At 36.7% G+C, this 16,138-nt stretch carries 13 protein-coding genes, 1 tRNA gene and 1 pseudogene; 8 read left to right on the top strand and 7 right to left on the bottom strand.

Annotated elements, in window-relative coordinates; all coding sequences use genetic code 11:
• The first annotated feature begins 236 nt into the window (after positions 1 to 236).
• Positions 237 to 309 (top strand) — tRNA-Ala (locus tag JFN88_RS11245).
• Between the two features lie 231 nt (positions 310 to 540).
• Here the strand turns inward: JFN88_RS11245 and JFN88_RS11240 are convergent.
• The 3 genes from JFN88_RS11240 to JFN88_RS11230 all read right to left on the bottom strand — a co-directional run bounded on the left by JFN88_RS11240 (position 541) and on the right by JFN88_RS11230 (position 2,256).
• Entirely contained in the window at positions 541 to 1,656 is a 1,116-nt protein-coding gene (locus tag JFN88_RS11240) for a site-specific integrase (protein ID WP_233167719.1), read from the bottom strand.
• A gap of 103 nt (positions 1,657 to 1,759) precedes the next feature.
• Complete coding sequence (locus JFN88_RS11235) at positions 1,760 to 1,960, bottom strand: hypothetical protein (RefSeq protein WP_199019392.1); 201 nt, start codon at positions 1,958 to 1,960, stop codon at positions 1,760 to 1,762.
• A gap of 83 nt (positions 1,961 to 2,043) precedes the next feature.
• Positions 2,044 to 2,256, bottom strand: a complete 213-nt coding sequence (locus tag JFN88_RS11230; RefSeq protein WP_199019391.1) for a helix-turn-helix domain-containing protein — start codon at positions 2,254 to 2,256, stop codon at positions 2,044 to 2,046.
• 434 nt (positions 2,257 to 2,690) lie between these two features.
• Between JFN88_RS11230 and JFN88_RS11225 the strand changes: the two genes are divergently transcribed.
• The 3 genes and pseudogenes from JFN88_RS11225 (at position 2,691) to JFN88_RS11215 (ending at position 7,425) form a co-directional block, all read left to right on the top strand.
• Complete coding sequence (locus tag JFN88_RS11225) at positions 2,691 to 4,700, top strand: hypothetical protein (protein WP_199019390.1); 2,010 nt, start codon at positions 2,691 to 2,693, stop codon at positions 4,698 to 4,700.
• A 65-nt stretch (positions 4,701 to 4,765) separates the two neighbouring features.
• Positions 4,766 to 5,985, top strand: a pseudogene (locus tag JFN88_RS11220) (IS256 family transposase).
• Between the two features lie 363 nt (positions 5,986 to 6,348).
• On the top strand, positions 6,349 to 7,425 hold the full coding sequence (locus JFN88_RS11215; RefSeq protein WP_199019389.1) for a hypothetical protein: 1,077 nt from the start codon (positions 6,349 to 6,351) through the stop codon (positions 7,423 to 7,425).
• Positions 7,426 to 7,563: 138 nt separating this feature from the next.
• Here the strand turns inward: JFN88_RS11215 and JFN88_RS11210 are convergent, their stop codons facing one another.
• From JFN88_RS11210 to radC, 4 genes are all read right to left on the bottom strand, one after another.
• On the bottom strand, positions 7,564 to 8,055 hold the full coding sequence (locus JFN88_RS11210) for a lecithin retinol acyltransferase family protein (RefSeq protein ID WP_199019388.1): 492 nt from the start codon (positions 8,053 to 8,055) through the stop codon (positions 7,564 to 7,566).
• 278 nt (positions 8,056 to 8,333) lie between these two features.
• Positions 8,334 to 8,900 carry a hypothetical protein gene (locus JFN88_RS11205; RefSeq protein WP_199019387.1) on the bottom strand — a complete coding sequence of 189 codons (567 nt, stop codon included), beginning with the start codon at positions 8,898 to 8,900 and terminating at the stop codon, positions 8,334 to 8,336.
• Positions 8,901 to 8,997: 97 nt separating this feature from the next.
• Positions 8,998 to 9,351, bottom strand: a complete 354-nt coding sequence (locus JFN88_RS11200; protein WP_199019386.1) for a helix-turn-helix domain-containing protein — start codon at positions 9,349 to 9,351, stop codon at positions 8,998 to 9,000.
• 403 nt (positions 9,352 to 9,754) lie between these two features.
• On the bottom strand, positions 9,755 to 10,363 hold the full coding sequence (gene radC, locus JFN88_RS11195; RefSeq protein WP_199019385.1) for a RadC family protein: 609 nt from the start codon (positions 10,361 to 10,363) through the stop codon (positions 9,755 to 9,757).
• A 329-nt stretch (positions 10,364 to 10,692) separates the two neighbouring features.
• Here radC and JFN88_RS11190 point away from each other — a divergent pair, with 329 nt between their 5' ends.
• The 4 genes from JFN88_RS11190 to JFN88_RS11175 all read left to right on the top strand — a co-directional run.
• On the top strand, positions 10,693 to 12,219 hold the full coding sequence (locus JFN88_RS11190) for a hypothetical protein (RefSeq protein ID WP_199019384.1): 1,527 nt from the start codon (positions 10,693 to 10,695) through the stop codon (positions 12,217 to 12,219).
• Complete coding sequence (locus JFN88_RS11185; RefSeq protein WP_199019383.1) at positions 12,194 to 12,727, top strand: hypothetical protein; 534 nt, start codon at positions 12,194 to 12,196, stop codon at positions 12,725 to 12,727. Before JFN88_RS11190 ends, JFN88_RS11185 begins: the two co-directional genes overlap by 26 nt.
• Before the next feature lie 3 nt (positions 12,728 to 12,730).
• Positions 12,731 to 15,553: an AAA family ATPase gene (locus JFN88_RS11180; RefSeq protein WP_199019382.1), complete on the top strand. Its 2,823-nt coding sequence runs from the start codon at positions 12,731 to 12,733 to the stop codon at positions 15,551 to 15,553.
• A 261-nt stretch (positions 15,554 to 15,814) separates the two neighbouring features.
• A partial coding sequence (locus tag JFN88_RS11175) for an AAA family ATPase (protein ID WP_199019381.1) occupies positions 15,815 to 16,138 on the top strand: 324 nt, incomplete at its 3' end.

Here is a 16,138-nt window from a genome sequence, read left to right as displayed (position 1 = left end):
GCACCATCTGCTTTTTGAATTCAGCAGTAAATGTACGTCTTTGTTTCGGCATAGTAGATCCGCTCCTTCATCTTATCTGCTCTTTCTACTAGCCCTTATCTTCTCTGTCCAACTAAGTGTAGCCGATCCAGAGGGATACCTAGCAAAAGAAAGGTTAAATAACTTGGGGAATTAACTTAGCTTAGAGTGCGATGTGACTGATTGCGTAGCCCCAAAAGAACACCGAGTTTTGTCCCGGGCCTTTAGCTCAGCTGGGAGAGTGCTTCGCTGGCAGCGATGAGGTCAGGGGTTCGATCCCCCTAGGCTCCATAAAGAAAAAAGCCTTTAAACACAAGGATTTCCGAGTGTTTGAAGGCTTTTTTGCATGTTGAAATAATGCCTACAACTTTGCGTGGTCACACGTTTGGTCACACTGAGCATTTTTTTATGAGAATTTGATTTAATTTCGTGTCATTAAGGGTGACTAGAGAACATGTAATATCTCTGTTGCGGATATGATTGTTTAGTCATGAAAGTATTGCTTCGTGGTGATTTCTTGAATTATGCGAAGAGCATCTCACCATACTGCGTAGCGGTCTCTCTATGAACAGATGGTAAAAAATGGGAGTAGGTATCTAGGGTCACTCTTATGTCATAATGTCCTAAAATTTCCTTAACTACCTTTGGATTGATATTTTTGGAAAGCATTAATGTAGCTACTGTATGACGTAAATCATGAAAGCGGATTTTAGGAACATTGGCTTTCTCCATGAGTTTATAAAAAGTGCGAAGTAGATTTCGGGGATTGATCGGGGTTCCAAGCTTTGTGCATATTACTAAATCGTTGTCTTGATAATTGGTACCAGCAGAAAGTTTTTGTTTTTTTACTTTCTTCCGATGTTCCTTCAAACTGTCCATTGTTTTCTCAATTAATGTAATCGATCTGGTACTGGATTTCGTTTTCGTATCTTGATATATATGTTTACCATCGTGGCTTAACGTCTGACGAACGTGTAAAACGCCATTCTCAAAATCAACGTCTTTCCAACGTATTGCAAGTATCTCAGATTGCCTCATACCAGTGGTCAAAGCCAGCAAGAAGGCAATGTGTAAATCACTTTTATCGCAAATCTTTAGGAAACAGACAGTCTCTTCCAGATTCCACACCGACATTTCCTTACGAGGTACTTTTGGAGCCTCCGCGTCTGCCGCAGGACTGTAAGAAAGATACCTTCTTTTAACTGCTGTTTTGAAAGAGCTTTTCACAATCTTATGAATATCTTGAATAGTACGCTCGGCTAGACCGCTTTCTTTTGAAAGATGTGTGTAAAACTTCTCGATCATTTGGGTAGTGATTTTTCCCATTTCCTGATTTTGAAAATACGGTGTTATATGCTTAGTAATATTAAGCTTGTACGTTCCTAAAGTTACAGGTCTGACCTTATGCGATTTGCTTCCGAGCCATTCCCCCTCTAAAAACTCCGTGTACTTGATATTTGAGTTCTTAATGTACGTATTGTCATCAATTTGCTGTAATAGCTTTCTCATCTCTCTCATGGCTTCCTTTTCCGTCTTAAAGCCGCGTCTCTTTAATTGTCTGCGCTTGCCTTCATCATCTTTTCCTGCGCTTACGACAAACCAGTACGTTCCGTTCTTTTCATCCTTATTCACTTTCATTTGCACGTGAATGACCTCCATTTTTGATTGATCTTAGGAAACACAGACAAGCAGGAGCATATGCCCCTGCCGATTACTAAGCTGTTACCGACCGAATTATTTTTTATTTAACTGCTTTACCATGCAGCAACTGATCACGCTCCACCCGAAGCGATTCGACTTCTTTCTTAATCTTCTTCTTGCGTTCCAGTGAAGTTTCTCGTTGGCTGAACTCTAGTGCTAACTTTACATGTCTCGCGGCAAGAACAATCAGCCGCTCACGACATAAATCATCTTCAAGCACCATCCAAAGACTGTTGCCCATCTTCTGCGAATCTCCTTTCAACTTTGAAAGACGGTAAATTAAAATAAGCTGCGACAACAATGCCGTAGCTTACTTAAGGTTTATTAATCTTCGGCTATTTCTCTGTAGTGCTCTATGCTCATCTTTGTTTTAGAGAGTATATAATCTTTCACTGCCGCTTTCGGTATTCGATAACCCTTCATTTTTAATGATTTAATCTGACCTGTTTGTAAAAGTTCCAGTGCCTTTGACCGTCCAATGTCGAGCATCTCCATAAGCTCATTGACTGAAACAATATCAGAGTAATCGCTAAACATAGTATCATCATCCTTTCATTGTAGATTCTCTGTACTCATACGAATGATATATATTTATAGCTTCCCAGAGTTCGATTATCATACTGTTCAATGCAAACTACTTTCGATTGAATAACGGTGGTTGGGATTGGATGGCATTGAATGAGGAGTTTCAATAGGGGTGAACAAGAGGCTTAAGATGGTAATTTGTCATGAAATCAAGTAAAGAGATGTGATAAAATAATGAAAGATTCTAAAGTGTGGCAAGCAGGAGTAATCATTTACAATTCGCGACTTAACATTGTTCAAACGGACATAGCCAGCTAATTTTTCATTCCAACGTTCACATAGAGTAGCGTTGCAGGGCTAATAAAAGCGTATAAAGCTGAGTTTTCTACCTAACTACCCTGCTACCTTGCTACTCCAAAGCCTAGATTACGAACGGAGATTCCATAATGAGTAGAGAAACTATTTTTTTTAACGACTCTTATTATATAAGTGACGATTCTTATTTTGGCATTCAGGATTTAGAGAAAATTAGAGAGAAATTCAATCAGTCTTTCAAAAAGCACAATATTGACATCATTGTAGATAAAGATTTTACAGTAAATCGGTTTTCTGTATACGAAGATTTAAACTACGAATATGACCAACTGGATAACGAAACTATCGCCAACCTAAATTCTGACCTTCTTTTAAACCATTTCTTTTTCTTTCCTAGTCATAAGCTCATCTTATTGGATAACAAAAAGGAACAAGAAATAGGGATGAGAATGTGCTTTGTTAAAGAAGGGAAACATGGATTAAAAGTTCATGTTTTCGATATTACGAATAAGCAATATCAGAACATTAGCAAGTGGACAACCGGGGAATATTTCGGTAAGAAGTTAAAGGTTATGGAACGTTTTGAAGATATGTATCCGTCTTATATGAAGATATTTAAGCAGAGTGCTGAGCGGTTAGATAAGAAGCATTTTATCATATATACAACTCAAAGCGGCTGGGTACAAGGTGGACACAGATGGTTCTACGTCCCAGTATCGCCTGTTGATGATTACGACTTAATATACGGAGAGGCTATGGACTCAAAATATAAGATGCGCCCATCCAAAGAATGGTCGCTTGAAGAAGCCTTCATACAAACATGGCGTATGTTGGATATCACGGATAAGAGAATCACGTTGCCATTGCTCTCTTATACCTTCCTTTCCTTGATTACAAGCTTAATGGGCTACAATGAAGATGATATGCCTAAATTTATGATCTGTATTTCAGGAAACAACAAAGCACTGGACAGACAGGGCTTCGCCAATCTGTTTTGCAACTTATACGGTAGGAAACCGAATATTTTCAGTCTAAATTCAATGTATCATCTAAAATCGGATATGGACAAAAAGATGTTAGAGAAGAAGTCATCCAAAATTCGGGATGGCATCTTTATCATCAACGCAGATACGCGACCAAAGATCATTGAGAGGGCTATACAAGGTTTACAAAACTATGATTTGGAAAATATGATTCTGGTACTGAATAATAAGAAGCTTGACAAAGAGTTCGTATTAAATCTTGATATAAGCGACTTGGACGTTAGCTCCTCTCATATGGAGCATTTACGGAACTCTCCTGATATTCTCTCTGCATGTGTTTTCTATGTTACGGAGAACTTCAGGGAAGTGTTTGCACACAACGAAACATCGAGCAGAAAGAAAATCGGAATTTATCTCAGTAAGCAATACAAGCACTTTCGTAAGCTTATGGAGAGGAAGGGTATCCCGCAAGAAGAAGATAAATTGCACATGTACTCGTGTTTGCTGGTAGGGCTTGATATCTTGCTAAATGTCGTCAAGAATGATCGTGTTGTGTTTGACGATAAGACGCGAAACAATGAAGTGCAGGCATACATGAATGAAGCTATACAGATCTTCCAACATGAGTGTGCAATCGAAGATGAGGTTATCGATAATGAGAATGAAAGTAGGAATGGAGTTTTAGATGAGAAGAACAGCGAGCATGGAAGAGAAGAACACCTTGTTTTTCTTGAAAAGCTGTTTGAATTGTTGCCGACACCATTGCCACGTTTTGAAGAGAAAAGCGAGAATCCAAACATTTTAGCTTGGAGAGATAAGAAGAACGAGAATATCCTATGGATTAAAAATGATGTTTTTCGCTTTATTTTATTATCCCTTGATAACGATTTTGATGCATTACATAAGGATGATCAAAAATCAATGATAACCAAGTACAAAACGAGAATGTATGAGCAGCTACGCTCTGTGGAAGTATGCGTCATTCTTCCTGTAGATGATAAGCCAGAGAATGAGGAAATAATGATTAAAACCACCGAAAAGGACGATTACACAGGACGAAGAAGAAAAGATGATAACACCAGAAAAAGCTGTGTCGTATTTAAAATAGATTTGCAAAAGGCTTTAGAGTATCTCAACACACCAAACAAGAGTCTGTAAAATAGATTGTGTAAACTCCAAAACCGATTAAAATGGAAGATAACAGAAAGGTTGGGGGAGCACATATGGGACTGTGGTCAAAAGAACAACTTCGGGCATTTATCAAGGAGAACAAGCTGGTGACCGCCCAGGACGCCCAAAACGCACTCAAAGATCTCTTTGCGGAGACGATCCAAGAGATGCTTGAGGCGGAGCTAGATACCCATCTGGGTTACGAGAAACACGACGTGAAAGCAAACAGACCACGAACAGTCGTAACGGAAAAAGCAAGAAAACGATCACAAGCGAATGCGGCGAGCAGGAAATTGCGGTGCCCCGGGATCGCAATGGCGAGTTTGAACCTGTCGTGGTGAAGAAGCATCAATCCAATGTAACCGGCATCGAAGATCAAATCATTGCCCTCTACGCCAAAGGCGTCAGCACGCGAGAGATTCAAGACCATCTGCAACAACTGTATGGCATCGATGTCTCGCCTACGATGATCTCCAATGTGACGAATAAGATTGTGCCGCTCATCAAGGAGTGGCAGAATCGCCCGTTACAGAGCGTTTATGCGGTTGTCTTTCTAGACGCGATTCACTTCAAGGTGAAGCAGGATGGCGCCATCGTGAACAAGGCCGCTTACATGGTCATTGGTATCGACCTGGATGGCAACAAGGATGTCTTGGGGATGTGGATTGGCGAAAATGAATCGGCGAAGTTTTGGCTCAGCGTGCTGAATGACCTCAAAAACCGTGGCGTCCAAGACATTCTGATTACGTGTGTGGACAACCTGACGGGCTTCTCTCAGGCCATTACCGCTTGCTATCCGAAGACGGAGATCCAGAAGTGTATCATCCACCAGATTCGCAATTCGACGCGCTATGTGTCCTACAAAGACTTGAAGAAAGTGACCGCAGACCTCAAGCCCATCTACAAAGCGGTTACGGAAGACATGGCGCGGGTAGAGCTGGATCGATTTGAAGAGACATGGGGAGCCAAGTACCCCCTCATTATCCGGTCATGGCGCACCAACTGGGATGAACTGGCGACCTTTTTTAAGTATCCGCCAGAAATCCGCAAGCTGATTTATACGACAAACATGATTGAGAGCTACCACCGCCAGCTCCGCAAAGTCACCAAAGGAAAAAGCATCTTCCCCACAGATGAAGCGCTGCTGAAGATGCTCTATCTGGTGACCATGGACGTCACCCGCAAATGGACAGGACGTGTTCAAAACTGGGGACAGATGCTGTTGCAACTCTCGGTCTTCTTTCCCGAACGCATCGGACAACATCTGCCGTGAGAGCTGATCTCCCCATCGGGGAGATTCTCTATTCATGAGTTTACACATAATTCTTGACAGACCCCCAAACAACTAGCGCAACAGTATATATCTCTGACCCAATAAAGTACGTGGAGGGCTCCAAATGCCGTCCATGTACTTTTTTATTTGTCCTTTTACAAATCAATAGCAGTTCTAACTATTTATAAAGAGGCTCAATCAGTCTCAGAAGGTTGGTGATGGATGATAGATATGTATATCTATATGTTTTTATACTATTGATTTTTATCTTTATATTGCAGGGGAATTAGAGTGATATCCCCTAATACGCGATTTACAAAAATGCGACAACCAAAACCATCATAAGTGATCGGAGGAAATCTTATGTCATTCCATACGGTTGAATTGTCTATGCAACTTGATTCAATGACCTTTTGGGCTTTTTTTGATGCACTTGTTAAAGTAACTTCAAAACTAGATTCGGCATCCATTTATGACACCAAGAGCGGAGCGATCCGTTGTACGTTATTAGATGATTTGGGGATTAAAATCACTTTAAGGAAGAGAAGCGAAGAGTTTCATAAAGATATGGTTTATATAGTATTTAATCCACAGCGTCTCATAGAAGAAAGAGAGTTACTCAAAATTACCAAAACTGACGACTATATGCTCATAAATCGATTATTTAAGAAAATCTTTGAACCTATAAAAAAAGCTTTCACAAGCAAGAGGAAAAATAAATATTTAAAATTTGATTTTGATGTATTGAATGCTTATCAGGTTAGACGGTTTGATCCTTGCGTCAATGTTCATACCAAATACAAAGATTGGTATCTTGAACTGCTAAAACGCGCTAACAAACCGAATAAATACGAGCTTGGCATGAAGTATGATCCAATAAGTAGGCGATTACGACCATACGATGATGCGTTTCGTCTTGAGAGTAAGTCAGTAGTGTTCTTTATTTATGACAAATACTCTCAATTGAAAAGACGAGAGCCTGATTATGAGGACATTGAACAAGCTAGGAATATCATTCGTATTGAAGTACAGTGCAAGAATAATAAAACGAATTATATGAAGTATTCTCAAGGCTGGTCAAATAAGTCCCTTACTCACTTTTCTGATGAAGAAATGTGCAAGAATACAATATTGTTTTACTATAAAAAAGTTGTCGGACTTGGGGATTATTATACGCTTGCAGAAGCAAGGAGCAAGATTCTGGACAACAACAAGCTGAGCGAAAAAATAAAGATGGACATGCTAGAAGTGCTGGAGCTTGTAAACGAAAAACGAGGAGTATGGAAAGCAAGACCTTACTACAACGGAAAAGATTTCGATAAAAATCTTGCTCGGTTGAATAAAGAGGGCATAAACGCTGTCACGATTCCTGCACATTTTGGGATTCGGCATCTTCCGAATCTAGTACATGAACTCATGAAAGAATTTATGCCTCAGTAAATGGTTGGTTACCTTATTGTTGATTTGCTTATTCTTCATTAGCTGTTGAGCAGCGAAGCGGTGGAAAGCTAATGAAAAGCGGCACTTACTTTGTGTGCTAGAACAATTGCTAATCGAAGCCTTGTGGTTAATAATCGATTAATTGTATTTCGTTTTCCAATCCCACTTTCTCCATAACACCTTCTCTCCATGCTCCTGCTGTACCACATCTTTGAGCATCCATAGAAAATTGCTCGCATTCTCAAAATCACCTGTGACGCAGCCAGCACAGAACTGATGACAATTATCCATGACAAGATTATAATTCCGGTTTTCTCCAACCTTTTCACTTGCTCGATAGCCAGCCATAGACGTACTTATTGTGCCATCCCAATCAGGATAACAAGGAACATAGATTTCGTAATTAAATGTCGTGATATGCCCTGTAAATTCCTTTAAGCTCACTCTACGAATATGACCATCTCCGCTTAAATCAATGACTTCGCCATCTGACATATAAATTCCAGAATGCTCCATTGTTCCGAATCCCAACTCCGTATAAATGACGGAGCCGTATGAAGGCTCAAGGTTTTCTCTTGTCATAGTATGGTTCCTGATAGATTCAATTATAGATATAAACCATTCACTCATCCAATATTCTCCCCTCAAGGTATTATGCTTTGTTCGATTTACTGGTTCTTGCCATCCAACTTATCATTTTGAATACGAAAAAGATTAAGTAAAATGGAGCAACTGCCCATCCGATAAACGTGGATATTATAATTTTATAGACGATGTAGTTTGAGATTGTTGTAAACACAGTAACATTGCGTTGCAATCTGCTTACCAATGCCCAACCAAATGGTATGGTTAGCACTTCATATATTCCAATAATCGCAATCACCTTCTGTTCTCAAGTATTTAAGCTTCTAAGCGTCTCCAGATTCGGATACAGCTTTCGACGCTTCTTCGACTGCTTTTAGTAGAATAGGCGTAACAGCGTAGGTGGTTGTATATTCCGTGACTCCAGGATTGTGTCTGTTGAAAATACGCTTTTTTACTGTCAATTTAGAAACGATAGAATATGTCTTATTCTTATGGTCGATTTTGATTCTGTGGGCTGTTGTACTCTTATAAACGAAGCGTACTCCAAACGCACCTTTTTCTACTTTGATGTCAGGATGAGAAAAAGAGGTTGAGAGATTTTGATATAGCTGCTCATCCGTTATTGGGTTCGGAAGAAGATGATCTTTATAGTTAAGTTTGAATAATTTTATTCCTGCGATAAATTGCATTGAAAGGTAGGCTGCCGCCCACCCAATAACAACACCGAATAAGCTTCCTACTGCACCTCCCATTGCAGCAAAAGCAATCGCTCCCAGCAGGATGAGAATGAGATACAATTTTTTGAATGCTTTCATGGGGTTCTCAAGCTGAATAGTTAATGGGGTAGATTCGCTTGTGGTTACATTGATTTCATTAGTTTCATGTTGCATATAAACAGCTCCTCTATCAAAAATAATGGGTTGTTACTACTTCAACTTTAAAGTTATGCACATTTTTTAGATGCGCGCTCCTCCTTTCACGTAGTTTCTATTTGTCATCATTGCATTTGGACAAGCCAGAGTGAGTATCAGGTACGTTATTCTTGATCGTATCAATGATAAGCTGTCTGAGATCGTCGGACGTTAATACTGTCAGTACTGCGTTCTTGTCCTTTGAAGTACCATTTCTCTGTTCAGAACTAGCGATCAAGTTTTCAATTGAAGTATCAAGCCCACATGCGATCTTATCTAACGTTTTGATCGTCGGATTTTTCTCGCCGCGCTCAACTTGGCCTAAATAAGACGTATTGAGTCCGGCATGGAGTGCCAATTGTTCTTGACTCAACCCTTTTTGGAGCCGCAGAATTCTTATTTTTTCGCCAATATTTTGTATTGTACTCAAGTTTTCTCACCTCTATAAAAAGGATAGACTTTCCTTTTGTAAGCCTCAATATGATATGTCCATTAAAATAGTGCTTATAAATAAGCTATAGTGATTATCTTGTTTGAATTGATGGTTAGATGTACGATTCCCCCTTTTTTGACAACAAAAAAGACGCCTCCTACAAGGCAACAGTCAGGAAGCATGAGAAAGAAAACTTCATCTCACGAATCTGTACTATTGTCTGTGTCTGCGTCAAAATGTTTGATATTATTGGCAGCTAATGCAAAGATCTGAGTCTTTGCGGCTGTGCAGTTCGCTATGAATGTTGCGAGTCTGCAAATTATTATGGATTGAATAAAAATACTTATGTTGCTATGATACCTTTTTTTGGAGAGGGACTCAAGAGGAAAGCTAATTGTGATCACATCAATCCCTGTTCCTTTAGACTAACAAAGCTGCTTTCCCCGATAATGATATGGTCAAGCACTTCTATACCAACGATTTCGCCTGCACTGACGAGTCTTTTTGTTAATTCGATGTCCTCCGGCGAAGGAGTAGAATCTCCGCTCGGATGATTATGCGAACATATGAGAGAAGCACTACAACGTTTGATCGCTGCTCGAAAGACTTCTCTTGGGTGTACAATGGCAGAATTGAGACTCCCAATCGAAATGACTTCTTTAAATATCAGCCTATTTTTCGTATTAAGAAAAAGGCATGTAAAATGCTCCTTTGTAGAATGTCTGAAATCAGGTTCAAGTAAATCGAATGCATCTTTAGGACTTCGAATCGTTTGCTGATTTTGTGTAGGAACAGAAAGGGTTTTAGCCAATTCCAACATGGCTGTTAACTGGCGGCATTTGCCTCTACCTATGCCCTTTATACTCATCAATTGCTGCTCAGATACGTCTATTAATTCTGCCGTTGTTGGGAATTGCTCAAAGAGTTGCTGAACTTGGTAACTGCCGGGACGTTCACGTAAGCATTTTGAAATCAGCTTTTTTAGTTCCTCTTTCCGATAGTCGTTCATAAAATCTTCCTCCTGATATTTTAAGTTGAATATGAAAAAGCCAGACACGTTTGATCTTGTCCGGCTTAGTCATGATCAGCCTCTCACGAGGACTACCTATCATGCCTAGTATCAGGGATATAATATGTAATTTTAAAGATTGGATATACGGTTGTGATGATAACTGAAGTTTAGCAACTTGAAAAAAAGGAAAATGACGGAAAACGTCGAATTTAGTACTTTAGTCACATATGGTTGATTATAATACAACTCTAATGATACCGGGGTTGGCTATATGAACGTTTAATTCTTATATTGCAAATAAATAAGACGGAAAGAAGGTAATTATAGTGAGTTTAACTGATGTAAAGCACTCAATAGCAGGGTTTTACTATCAACTACTAATAGCTGTTCGTGAACTAGTAGGAATATCAGAATTTCCGAACGGGTATGTTGGAGTCGAATGTGATGCAGATGTTAGGGTAAATAAAGGGGATGATTTATTTATAGAGGTTAAGTTCTATAAAGCAAATTCATTTTCTAGAAACGATGACCCGATAAGACATACAATATATAATTTTTACAATCATTTTAAAAAAACTAAAACAACTGGTTTATTCAATATTAGAACAAATGTCCCAATTTCCAAAAACGATAAGCTTTTTTTTGAAAATTGGAATAATGGTTTTTTTGCTAATATTGATGAATATCTTATCTATATTAAAAACTGCCTAGTATATGAGAATTTAAGTAAAAAACCAGTGAAAGAGCGGTTCGAGCTATTTAAGATTCAATACGATTCTAATCATCCTGATATGATGAAGCCTCAGTATAACACTGCATTTATTAAATCATTAGTTAATGATCGAAATGAACACTCATTCTGTGCTGATCCGAACGGTGTTTTATCAGATGAAGATTTGAAAGTGTTTATAAATCAAATATTTTTCAATTTCCCTTCATTAAATGAGGATAAATATGACAGTGTTATTAAATTGAAAGACGACACGGAAAAGTTATTGAAAGAGAAGTTTCCTGAAATTGAAGCCAGACAATACGATAATATTCGATACATGATTCTTGATTCATTCTTGGATACAACGGTAGACGGCAAAAGAACGCACGTAACAGTGGAAGAATTGCACGGAATAGTTCGTGATTATGATGTTCGTATTAAACTCTATTTGGAAAAACAATCGCTTGCTAAGACTATCGCTGAGATTGAAGCAGAAATAATACGATATGAAAGGTTGCTTCAAAAAAAAGGTTATAGCGATAATATTCAGCATATATTGAGAGTGGTCAATGACTGTACAGAACAATGGTTTCAGGAAATAGGAAGATTTGGACAGGATAAAGTGAACTCCAGGTACTTAATGGATGCAGAGCATCCTTACCCCATAATGATCCATGACTTATTTAAAGCAATGGGGGAAATATACTCTTTGGCTGAGCGAAATCTCGGAGAAGTTAGTCTTACTGAGCAAGAGGGCTTAAATAACATTAAATTCTCGAATTATAAGGCGTTCTCTTTAATAACATCTGCTTCAAGAATTGTGCAGGAAGATGAATCATCCTCGATTATTTCTTTTATACGCCATACTCAAAAAACTAAGGAAATTAATCAAGCTCTTGGTAATGAAACAATTATTATGGATGTAGCTTGTGAAGTATGTAAGTTTGATAAAAAAGAAATTGATGATTTAGTTCTCGACATTGGTAATCCTATCGATACGGTTATTAATCAAAGTTACTATAAAGCTTTCGACTACAAGTGTACGAAATGTTTGAAGTTAAACTCAAACGGAATTACATGTGAATTTGCTGAGTATTTTAAAGGGGTGGCTAGTTATGGAGGAATTGTTACGGTTACTTGAAGTAGGGAGTTACCAGTATTTCGAAGAATTAGAAGGTGCTTATGTTTGTAATCTTAATGAAGATAAAATACTGATAATTAAAAAAATTGAAAAGCTTGATGAAATAAACGAATTGGTTAATCGTATTCCATCCGTCCGAAATAAAATTATTCGTGAGATTAATAATGAAAGAAACTTAGAAAATGTAGAAGGCAATAAAATACCTATGGCAAAATTTCTATGGGATTTATATATAATCGCGCTGCATAAAGTAATAAATCCAGAAAGTAAATTTCATTCAGAAGTTTTATCTAGGTATGAAAGAGATAGGTTCATTGCACGAAAAATAATTATTCAATATGAGCACGAGCAAGAACTCATCGATGAGTTTAGAAGAGTTGTGTATCCACATAAAGATCTTGATAGAATTTCTTTATTAGGTACTTATGATAGTGAGCCGGATATAAATTATGAAGAGTTAGACGAGTTCTTGAAAAAGGTTAATATTTTAGTTGATAAGGAGGCTTGAAAATTGTATTTAACTGAAGTGAAAATCAAAAATTTTAGAGGGTATGGGGAAAACAATGCAAGTGAAGATAAATGTTATGTGTATAGTGCCCTTGACTCACAATTGGTCGTTTTCCACGGATTCAATGGATTTGGAAAGACATCATTTTATGAAGCAATTGAATGGTGCTTAACGGATAATGTATATAGATTGAACAAATTTTACGACGGTGATACCTACCTTGCAAATGAATTAAAAAAGAGTCATTATTTAAAATTCTATCATCCTTTAGATGGGGCTAGAAGAAATAGGGAAATTTATGTGGAACTGCTGTTTGACAATGGTCTATCCATAGTTAGAACTTCAAATAGTCCAATTCTTAAGACATCGAAGAACGATAAAGGTTATTTATCTAAAGTATTAATGGGATACAATGGGCAATTAGTGCACGTAAGTAATGAGGAAGTGTTAAACCAGTTTATTAAAGAGACTGAAGAAAAGGATACTTTTTTTAATACACATATGTTGGGACAAGAAAGTATAGGTGATTTTCTTAGAAATAATTCTCCTTCAGAGCGAAGAGAAATATTCATGCAGTTACTTCAGGAGGAAAAGCTCACTTCTACAATTCAACTCCTAGGAAAGCTTAAAGGGCCAAATAATAAGGTTAGTAATAAACTTAAACAGCTAGGTACGGATTTGACTCTTTATAACAATACTAAGGCTGGGATCACTCAATCTTTCGTTAAGCTCGGGTTCGAGAATGAATTACAATATCTAGATACTATAAGGGTTACGTTAGAACCAGTTTTAGAACTAATAAAAGGTGACATACTCAGTGAAGAGCTAAAGCTATCATTACTTTCTAATAAGGAGATAAACTTAAACAATATTGCGGAGGTATTCGAAAACATTTTAATTGTACATCAAAATGTTTCGAATCAACAGACCTTGTTGAATACGGAGATGGAAGAGCTAACCCGTAGGCATGAACGAGTAAAAAAACTGGGCTTGCTACATAAAGCAGAAGAAATGATGAAGTTATCACAGCATGCACAACTTCTTAAGACAAGTAACGTAGTTGAAATTAGACAAGAGATTTCAAGTATAGTCGAAAGTGGAAATGTTATAAGGCAGAAAATTGAAAATATCTCTAATAAAAAAAATGAGCTTATTAAATACAATGAATTGTTTTTATCCAATACAAACAATCTTGATTTTGCTAATAAAGCAGTAAATGATATTTTTTGGACAAAATATAGTAATGATAGAAATGAACTGAGCAAATTTAATAAAGAGTTTTTGGATTTATTACGCTTACAAGGTGATGAATATGATTTAATTAAAACTAGTTCGGAACTTGAAATATCTGAATGGAAAAGTAAAGAAGCACTATTTCAAAAAGAAAGAAAGGTTCTATTACAAGAACTTGAGAGTTGTAGTAACACTAAAAGAGAATTATCAGATTTAAATACAGAATATCAAAATTTGCTAAATGTGGTTAAAGAATATATAGCAACTAACGAGGCAGATATCAGGGAGTGCCCAGTATGTTTAAACAATAATTTCTCAGATGATCGCTTCAGAGAGTTATTTGTACATTGGAATGTTGACACAAGTACTGCAAGTAAATTAACTTCGATTATAGACTTAACATTTGCAAAAGGAAACAATCAAATAGATATTATCTCCAACAAAGAAACTGATATATTAGCAAAGTTAAAAGAACTGGATGATAATTTTGTGAAAGACATATTAAATGCACTAAAATTAGAAGTGCAATCCGCTAGAAACACATTTTTTATTCAATACACTTTTATTTTAAATAATTTAAATAGTGATAACCTTGCTCTAAATGAACAGGAGAGAGAGAAAAATAATAGAAAAAATGCATTGGAACACAGTATTTCTCAGGTAAACGAATCGATAAAGGTTTTGTTCAATGATTTGGGGAATGAGGAACAAATTAACAAAGATGATCTGGAAAAATATATAGTTGACTGTAGGGAATGGATTCAAAAAAATCATATTGAAATGGGACTCTTGCATCAACCTAATTTGTCGGATATTCAATCGGAAATAAAGTTGGTAAAAACTCAAGACTCAGGAAACAATCAAGAAGATGATAATTTGCTTGTTAGTATTCCAATCAACAAAAAAAACAAAGAGTTTACTGAGCATCTTTTTAAACTATTAAATGAAATATTAAAGTACAATATTCCTACTGAGTTTTCTAAATCATTAGGGGAATTTAGCGAACTGGACAAAAAAATTGAGAAAACTGACAATCACATAAAAGCACTGGATATAGCTAAGGAAAGAATAGATGAGCAATATGATAAATTATTTAATAAACAGAAAAGAGTTATTAAGCAACGCTTAGAAAATCACCCAATAATTAGTTGGGTATACGAAGCAATCAATCCACATCCTTTTCACAAAAAACTTCATATTACTAATACAGATCGTGGAACCAATTTTATTGGACAAACACAACTTGAAAATAAAATTGATCTCTATCTTGATCAAATCTTCAGCGCTGCCCAACTTAATATACTAGCGCTGAGTATTTTTTTAGGTTTGGGTCTAACACAGAACTATAGTGAACTAGAACAACTTTTTTTAGATGATCCTATTCAAAGTATGGATGATGTAAATATACTGGCATTTATAGATGTCTTAAGAGCTATTATGGATTCTTCTAGATACCAACATAAAAGACTTATAATTTCAACTCACGACGACAACTTCGCGCAATTATTGTCAATTAAAATGAGGAACAAAAAAACAGTCCAATATCATATCGTAGGGTATACTGAAGAAGGTCCGATTATCAAACAGATGTAAGAGATAATAAAATAGTTCTTTTTTTATATAAGCTAATATGAAACGGAAACGTTTTGTGTAATAGTATCCTCGGTACTGTCACAGAGTTTGGTCACATATTTGGTCACACTTTTCCTTTTCTGAGCGCCGCGGCGCACTCTAATTTAAAATGTGGCCGCCGTCTAATTCATATGTCGGATGAAATAGACATGTACATAAAATTACAAGAAAAAGTTCACGAATAAATGATATACTTTTCAAATTAAGAGAAGAGGTAATATTTTGTTAAGAATAGACAAACTATTTGTTAAAAATGTTAATAATCTCAAAGAAATAGAAATTAACTTTAATGAACATTTTAATATTATTTGTGGACAAAATGGTACTGGGAAAACTACTTTACTAAATTGTCTTCTGGGTTCTTTTAAGAAAAAAAAATTGGGTAGTTTAAACGTGAATGCAATGGATTACCATGGTTTCTGGGAAATTAAATTTTATAATAATAATGAACCTCACTATCGAGTTCATTACATTGATACTGATGTTAATATTAAAGATAATCTAAATATTAAAGGCGATAAATTAATCTCAACAAATTACATTATT

It is taken from the genome of Paenibacillus roseus (assembly GCF_016424485.1).
Lineage (GTDB): Bacteria > Bacillota > Bacilli > Paenibacillales > Paenibacillaceae > Paenibacillus_D > Paenibacillus_D roseus.
This window is presented reverse-complemented; position numbering and strand designations above follow the sequence as displayed.